Origin of the sequence: Leucobacter soli (genome assembly GCF_042659205.1) — a bacterium.
GTDB lineage: Bacteria > Actinomycetota > Actinomycetes > Actinomycetales > Microbacteriaceae > Leucobacter > Leucobacter soli.
In genome coordinates this window covers 1-6775 of record NZ_JBHSRW010000116.1, presented here as the reverse complement: position 1 = coordinate 6775, position 6775 = coordinate 1, and the positions used below count along the sequence as shown (strand labels likewise).

At 69.3% G+C, this 6775-nt stretch carries 7 protein-coding genes; 1 reads left to right on the top strand and 6 read right to left on the bottom strand.

Annotated features, from left to right (window positions below; all coding sequences use genetic code 11):
• From ACFPZL_RS08280 to ACFPZL_RS08255, 6 genes are all read right to left on the bottom strand, one after another.
• A partial coding sequence (locus ACFPZL_RS08280; RefSeq protein WP_382335081.1) for an SDR family NAD(P)-dependent oxidoreductase occupies positions 1 to 128 on the bottom strand: 128 nt, incomplete at its 3' end.
• Positions 129 to 180: 52 nt separating this feature from the next.
• On the bottom strand, positions 181 to 2010 hold the full coding sequence (locus ACFPZL_RS08275) for a PEP-utilizing enzyme (protein ID WP_218115101.1): 1830 nt from the start codon (positions 2008 to 2010) through the stop codon (positions 181 to 183).
• A gap of 83 nt (positions 2011 to 2093) precedes the next feature.
• Positions 2094 to 3182 (bottom strand): PEP/pyruvate-binding domain-containing protein, encoded by a 1089-nt coding sequence (locus ACFPZL_RS08270; RefSeq protein WP_218115102.1) that lies wholly within the window; start codon positions 3180 to 3182, stop codon positions 2094 to 2096.
• Positions 3179 to 4453, bottom strand: a complete 1275-nt coding sequence (locus ACFPZL_RS08265; protein ID WP_218115103.1) for a cytochrome P450 — start codon at positions 4451 to 4453, stop codon at positions 3179 to 3181. Before ACFPZL_RS08265 ends, ACFPZL_RS08270 begins: the two co-directional genes overlap by 4 nt.
• A 144-nt stretch (positions 4454 to 4597) precedes the next feature.
• Complete coding sequence (locus ACFPZL_RS08260) at positions 4598 to 5374, bottom strand: IclR family transcriptional regulator (protein WP_218115104.1); 777 nt, start codon at positions 5372 to 5374, stop codon at positions 4598 to 4600.
• A gap of 75 nt (positions 5375 to 5449) precedes the next feature.
• Entirely contained in the window at positions 5450 to 6130 is a 681-nt protein-coding gene (locus ACFPZL_RS08255; protein WP_236022034.1) for an HD domain-containing protein, read from the bottom strand.
• Positions 6131 to 6236: 106 nt separating this feature from the next.
• Here ACFPZL_RS08255 and ACFPZL_RS08250 point away from each other — a divergent pair.
• Positions 6237 to 6775 (top strand): IclR family transcriptional regulator (locus ACFPZL_RS08250; RefSeq protein WP_382335078.1); only part of this gene is annotated, 539 nt, incomplete at its 3' end.

Genomic DNA, 6775 nt, shown 5'->3' with positions numbered 1-6775 from the left:
CCCGCGAGCGCCGCGGTCTCGGCCGCACCCGCCTCGTCGATGTCGGCGACAGCCACGGCGTAGCCGCGCTCGGCGAAACCCAGCGCGAACGATCGGCCGAGACCGCCGGCGGCGCCGGTGATCAGCACCGTGCCGCCGGGGTTCTGCGGCTGAGTATCGGTCGGGGTCACGTTCCGCTCCCTAGCCTTCGAGGATCTCGACACGGCCGGCGTTGCCGTCGACGCGGATCAGGTCGCCGGTCTTGATCGAGGTCGAGCCGCTGCCGGTGCCGGTGACGGCGGGAAGGCCGTACTCGCGGCAGACGATGGCCGCGTGGCTCATCATGCCGCCGATGTCGGTGACGGTCGCCCTGATCTTGCCGAACACCGGGCCCCACGAGGGGGCGGTGATGGTGGCGACGAGGATCTCGCCCTCCTGCACCTCGCCGAGCTCGTCGGCATGGTAGACGACGCGGGCGCGCCCCTCGACCACGCCGGGCGAGGCGGCCATGCCCGTGATCGTGCCGTCGTCGCCGTCGTCGTCGCTGAGCCACGACTGCACCTGCTCGGTCGTGATGCCCCAGAGCATCTGGGTGAAGGGCTCGGTGATCTCGGCGGGCGGCGTGTTGAGCGCCGGCTGCGGCCGCTGCGTCTGCAGCGCGGCCACGATCTTCGCTCGGCGAGCGATCTCGGCCGGCCAGTAGCTCGGGCCCACGGGGTCGCAGCCGACCGCCCAGCCGGTGACGTAGTCGAAGAGCGCATCGCGCACCTCGTTGCGGGTGAGGTAGAGGATGTCGTTCTCGTCGGCCCAGAATCCGGCGGCGACGAAGACTCGGCCGAGCTCGCGCACCTTGCGCCAGAAGACGCCCATCGTCCAGTGCTCAATGTAGAAGTTGTGGTTCTCGACGTAGGGGTATGCGGTGGCCGCGAGGCCCCGCTTGCCGTCGAAGGCGGCGAGGTTGTCGCCGTCGAGCAGGCTGCGGTACTCCTCGATGATGCGGTCGCGCTCGGCGATCAGCGCGTCTTTCGGGCGGAGGATCGAATGGCCCTCCTCGACCCGGCGCGCGTAGTCCTTGATGTAGCCGAGCGGGATCTCCTGGTGCTCGTTCCAGTATTTGTCATGACCGTAGAAGCCGTTGCCGACCGTGAAGTTGAACCAGGGATCCTGCGCGGCCTCGTAGCGCGCGAGCCAGCGGTCGCCGCCCGGCAGCGCGCCGATCGCGGCGAGGGTGCCGGCGACGTCGTCGGTGTTCGCGAAGGCGCCCTGCAGGCCGAGCTCGACGGCGAGGGTCGCGAGTTCCTTGAGCTCGTCATCGGGCTTGAAGAGCTCCATGTCGACGCCCTGTACCATCTTGGCGATGGCCTGATCGGGAATGCCGGGGAACACCTGCTTCGCGAAGGTGAAGAAGTCGAGGTAGGCGAGGTAGCCGAGGTTCAGGAACTCGAAGTGGTACTGCCAGTTCTGGTAGGCGAGCTGGATCAGGCGATCGTAGCCCTCCATCAGCACCTCGGAGCCGTCTTTGGCCTTGCCGCTCTCGATGTCCTCGAACGGCACCATCTCGGGCAGGGGCGCGAAGTGCAGCTGCTCCATCTCGGCGATGGTGCCCGTGACCTTGACCTTCCAGTCGTCGAGCAGGCGTTCCCAGTTGCCGAAGTAGTGGCCGACGCGGCGCTCGAACTCGGGCACGCGGGCCGGGATGTCCTCGGGCGCGACCGCGACGGGACTCATGTAGAGGTAGCCGAGGTGCACTTTGAACTCGATGCCGTTGGCCGGCGGGATGAGCAGGTGACGGGTGTTGTACTGGCCGAGGCACTTCACGGCGAACTCGCCGCCGATCGTCTCGAAGGGCTTGTAGACGGTGGGCCAGTGCTGGCTGTCGCAGAACCAGAACTTGCTCTCGGAGCCGTCGCCCTCGCGGAACGGCAGATAGTAGGGGTAGAGCTGCTCCCAGCCCTCCGCGCCCTCGGGCACGGGGAGGTCGGCTGCGCTCGGGAAGGACTTCATCGCGGTGGCGGTGGAATCTGACGTCATCGTTCTGTTCCTGTTCTTGTTCGTGGAGGCCGGTGTGAGGCGGTGGATCCTGCGACTCGCTTCGCGCACGCAGGATGACGGGGTCATGGAAGTCTGATCGATCCGGTGAGCATCGACGTCAGGCTGGTCACGCCGGTGGTCGGCGCCGCGGTCGCGGGTGCAGGATCGGGCGTTCTCGAGGAGTGCACCGTCTCGGGGCGGGCCTGGAGCAGCAGCAGGTTCTCGCCCGCCGGCAGATCGCGGTCGATCGCCCACTCGACGTCCTGCGGCGTGCCGTAGTGCTGCTCGGCGCGTTTGGCCAGTTCGGCGACGGCGCGCAGCTCGTCGTCGCTGAGGCTGCGGATCCCGCGGCGGGCCGCGTCGACCTCGAGCTCGATGAGCCCCTTCGCCGCGGGATCGGGCACGAGCTCGATGTGCTTGTCGCCGATGTGCTCGCTCACGATGCTCATCATCACCTTGTCGAGCATGATGTTGTCGGGGGTCACATGGCCCGAGACGACCGCCTCGCCGATGCCCCACGATGCGTCGATCACGATCTTCGAGCGGTCGCCCGTGCTGGGGTTCATCGTCATGGCGACGCCCGCGGTGCGCGCCGACACCATCTTCTGCACGGCGACGGCCATCGACAGCCCCTCCTCCGGGATGCCGTTCTTGAGCCGATAGGTGATCGCACGGCTCGTGTAGAGCGAGGCCCAGCACTTGCGGATGTGCTCGCGCACCTCGCCCGCCCCGGTGAGCCAGAGGTACGTGTCCTGCTGCCCGGCGAAGCTCGCGTCGGGCAGATCCTCGGCGGTGGCCGAGGATCGCACCGCGACCGGAACAGGCTCGGCGAAGCGGCTCTGCAGCCGGTCCCAGGCCTCGTCGAAGGAGTCGCGCAGCCGCTCGGAGACCTCGACGGAGCAGATGGCGTCGCGGATGCGCTGCGAGACCCCGTCGACGCTCGTGACGTCGTCAGGGTCGAGCCCGGCGAGCAGCTCGGCGATCGTTCCGGCGAGGCCCGAGTATCCGACGAACTCGTCGTAGGTGGCGGTCGTCACCGCGAAGCCGGGCGGCACCGGCATACCGGCGGCGGTCATCGTGACGAGCGAGGCGCACTTGCCGCCGAGCAGCTCGTGATCCGAGGGCAGTCCCTCGTCGAAGAACTGGATCAGGGGCCGAGCCGCGGCGCTCATGCCGCCTCCTTCCAGGTCACCGGCACCTCGAGCGGCACCCGGAACGACAGGTTCTCCCGGAAGCCGATGTCGGAGCCCTCCTGCAGGCGGACATCGGGCATGAGCCGGACGATCTCCTCGAGGGCGATCTTCGCCTGCAGCTTCGCGAGCATGTTGCCGAGGCAGTAGTGGATGCCGAAGCCGAAACTCAGGTGCTCGCGGGCGTTCTCGCGGTCGATGTCGAACGATTCGCCATCGGAGAAGCGGACGTCGTCGCGGTTGGCGGAGCCCATCACCAGCAGCAGCTCGGCCCCCTCGGGGATGGCGACACCGCCGACCTCGGTGTCCTTCAACGCCTTGCGGCGCCAGGCCACGATGGAGCCGCTGTAGCGCAGCACCTCGTCGATGGCCGGCCCGATCCGGCTCGGATCCTCGACCAGCCGGCGCCACTGATCCGGGTGCGAGAGCAGCACGCGCATGGCGTTCGAGATCAGAGTCGTGGTGGTCTCGTGCCCGGCGAAGAGCAGGCTGTAGACGACGGAGGCGATCTCATGGTCGCTGATCTCGTCGCCGTCGCGCTGGGCGCGCACCAGGTCGCCGACGAGCGAGTCCCGCTCCGTCTCGTGCGCCTCGCTCACGAGACGGAGGCACTCCTGCCAGTAGTCGACGAGGTTGTGCGCGTGCGGGATCTGCTCCTCGTCGCTGAGGTCGCCCCAGGTCATCGCCGCGCGGGAATCGCTCCACTTCTTGAACAGGTCGACCTTGGCCGTGTCCGCGCCGATGAGGGTGAGGATGGTGACGGTGGGCACGTCGTAGGCGAGATCCATGAGGAAGTCGCCCGAGCGTTCCGGCCGGGCGAGCATCTGCTCGATCCGCGAGACGACATGGGCGCGGATGCTCGGCTCGAGCGCACGGTAGCGCCGGGGCGTGAACGCCTTCTGCGCGACCCGGCGGATGCGGGTGTGCTCCGGCGGGCGGCGGGCCGACAAGCCGGAGTAGGCGGTGAACCCGCCCTCCTCCATGATCCGCTTCGCCGCCGCGCCTCGCTGACGCACCGGGGCCTGGGCGTTCTCGCTGCTGAAGGTCTCCCAGTCGTCGAAGACCGCCTTCACGTCGTCGTATCGCGTCACCACCCAGTAGCCGACGCGCTCGTCGAACATCACCGGCTCCTCGCGGCGCAACTCGGCATAGGCCGGGAAGGGGTTCTTCTGGTCGAACGGCTCGTAGCCGTGGTGGGCGCCTCCGTGGGCGACCGGGCAGCCGCCTGCGGCATTCGCCTGCGTTGCAATCATGTCCGACTCCTGATTCCTCTTCGAACCGTGCTGGTGTATCGAAAGTATGGATCCCGGCTTCCCGCGCCCCGCCCTTGGATTTCACTCAATGGAAACGACTTCCTCCGGCCGCGGCATCGTACGACGGCGGGCGAGCCTCCGGGCTCACGGTCTGAGCGGCAGCGGAGGGCGGTGCTGGATCGCGGCCTCGATCCGCCGGGCGACGCCGGTCAGCACCGGGACATGCCGCGCGAGTGTCGGCATCTGCGATGCGAGCGTCACCAGCCCGATCGCGGCCTCGACCGCGTTCACACCGGACCCGGACCCGACCGGCACCGCGATCGAGCACGCCCCCGCACGCGCCTCCTCCCCGGTGATCGCGTACCCGTGCTCCGCGATCTCGGCGAGCTCGCGGGCCAGCGCGACGGGGTCGACATGCGTCGCGGGGGTCAGCGCGCGCAGTTCCCCCGCGAGGTAGGCCTCGCGGAACCAGGGCTCCTCATAGGCGAGAAGCACCTTGCCGACCGCGGTCGCGTGCAATGGGAGACGCCCGCCGATGCGCGAGGCGCGCGGCACGCGCTTCGATCCGTAGATGCGGTCGACGTAGAGGGCCTCGTTGCCCTCGCGCACCGCCAGATGCACCGTCTCGCCGGTGAGCGAGAAGAGATCTTGCAGAAAGGGCCTCGCCGTATCCCGCTGCCGACGCGACGCGTTCTGCCCCAGCTCCCAGAGGCGCATCCCGATCTGATAGCGACCCTGCGCGTCCCGGGAGAGCCCGCCCCAGGCATGCAACTCGCCGACTATCCGGTGCGCCGTGCTGACCGGCAGGCCCGTGAGTTCGGCGATCTGCGAGAGCGACAGGCTCGGGCCGTGACTCTCGAAGGCCTCGAACACCGCCAGAAGTCGCGACGCGACGCTGCGTCCCTGCTCGTTCGCCCGCATCCCGCTCCGATCCTCCGTGTTCCGCCCCGCCCTGCCCGCCCGCGTTCGATCGGGCTCGTCCGACTCCAGCCGGACTCAGCCGAGCTCTCTGCGCTCCGGCGTCGCGTCGATCGAGGCGACGGCGCTGAAGCCCCGCGCCATCAGCCGTGCCGCGTCGGAGTGCAGATGATCGTGCACGCGCCACGAGCAGAGCCGGTTCGCCGCCGCCCGGTCGAGCCCGAACCAGTCCATGACCGTGTCGATCCCGTGCGGGCTCACGCGCCAGAGCTTGTCGGCGTCCTTCACGAGCGCGTCGTTCAGGGATTTCGCCGCCTTCATGCTGTCGTGGGTCGAGATGATGTCGGCGATCTCGGCCACGACCTCCGCCGCGGTGCCGAGGGACTCCAGGATCTCGGTCGCGATCCGCACTCCCTCCCGTTCGTGCCGCCGGACGAGTTCGGGATCGCCGCCGCTCGGGCTGATGGCCGTGAGCACGAGCGCTTCAGGCACCTGCGACCAGCCGGTGTCGTGCAGCAGGATCGCGGGCAGCACGACGCCGGCGTCGGCATCGGGGTTCGCCGCGCAGAGCGCACGGGCGAGGCCGTAGGCGTACAGGGTGTGCGCGTCGTTGTCCCGCACGTGGAGGAAGGGCTTCGCCCGTTCCCAGACGGCGCGGTGCTCGGGTGGCATCGTGAAGACGCCGGTCGTCTCGGCGGGGATGAACGCCTCGACCGGGGCGCCGTACTGATTCTCGTTCGGGGTGAGTTTCGGCAGCATGACTCGATCACACACCTCCTCGTGCGCGCCTTCCACCCCATCTTCCACTCAGTGGAAAGCCTTCGCAAGTGGGCGCATGGCGGCGGCCTCGTGGCAGAGTGGACGCATGGCGAACTCCGCGAGCGGCGAGTCGATGATCGCGCGCGTCGTGCGTGTGATCGACACCTTCGGGGTCGACCGCACCGTGCAGACCGCGAGCGAGATCGGCCGGCGCGCGGGGCTGCCGAGTTCGACCGCGCACCGGATCATCGACGAGCTGGTCGACGAGGGTCTGCTCGAGCGGGACCTCGAGCACCGGGTGCGCCTCGGAACGCGCCTCTGGGAGCTCGCGCTCCGCGGCTCGACGGCGCTGCGCCTGCGACAGGCCGCGCTGCCCCACATGGAGAGCGTGCAGGCGGAGTTGCGGGAACACACCCAGCTCGCCGTGCTCGAGCGGGACGAAGCGCTCTTCCTGGAGCGGCTCTCCCACCCCGACGCGGTCTCCAACATCACCCGGGTCGCGGGGAGGCTGCCGCTGCACGCCTCCTCGTCGGGGCTCGTGCTGCTCGCCCACGCCGACCCTGCGCTGCGCGAGCGCGTGCTCGAGGGCCCGCTACGGGCGGTCGGCCCGAACACGATCACCGATCCCGCCGTGCTGCGGCGAGC

What these genes read in the sequence shown, in the direction of transcription:
- ACFPZL_RS08275 (WP_218115101.1), bottom strand. Translation starts at nt 2,010, where the DNA reads ATGACGTCAGATTCCACCGCCACCGCGATGAAGTCCTTCCCGAGCGCA.
- ACFPZL_RS08270 (WP_218115102.1), bottom strand. Translation starts at nt 3,182, where the DNA reads ATGAGCGCCGCGGCTCGGCCCCTGATCCAGTTCTTCGACGAGGGACTG.
- ACFPZL_RS08265 (WP_218115103.1), bottom strand. Translation starts at nt 4,453, where the DNA reads ATGATTGCAACGCAGGCGAATGCCGCAGGCGGCTGCCCGGTCGCCCAC.
- ACFPZL_RS08260 (WP_218115104.1), bottom strand. Translation starts at nt 5,374, where the DNA reads ATGCGGGCGAACGAGCAGGGACGCAGCGTCGCGTCGCGACTTCTGGCG.
- ACFPZL_RS08255 (WP_236022034.1), bottom strand. Translation starts at nt 6,130, where the DNA reads ATGCTGCCGAAACTCACCCCGAACGAGAATCAGTACGGCGCCCCGGTC.